The sequence below is a fragment of the Photorhabdus africana genome, from assembly GCF_035181445.1.
Classification (GTDB): domain Bacteria; phylum Pseudomonadota; class Gammaproteobacteria; order Enterobacterales; family Enterobacteriaceae; genus Photorhabdus; species Photorhabdus laumondii.
In genome coordinates, this window is sequence record NZ_JAXBVE010000344.1 from 1 (window position 1) to 223 (window position 223).

General features: G+C 45.7%; 1 protein-coding gene. It reads right to left on the reverse strand.

Features of this window, described 5'->3' with window-relative positions; all coding sequences use genetic code 11:
* Positions 1-214: Tn3 family transposase (locus tag SLS51_RS25040; protein WP_369293965.1), on the reverse strand; the 214-nt coding region annotated here is incomplete at its 3' end.
* Between the last annotated feature and the right edge of the window lie 9 nt (positions 215-223).

Here is a 223-nt window from a genome sequence, read left to right on the forward strand (position 1 = left end):
GGCCGATATTTTTCGCATTCACCGCCACGTAATTGGCGAGCAGTGTGTAGAGCGAGATACCACGGCCTTTACCCAGATACTTTCTGGAATAACGGGATTGTATCGTACTGTTCGTGGTCGCAAACTTTTGCCCGTCTGCATCAGCCAATAGTTTGTTATCCATGAGGTTCCACTGTTTGAAGATTGCCAGTGAATGAATATGATTACTGACGATTTCATTGGC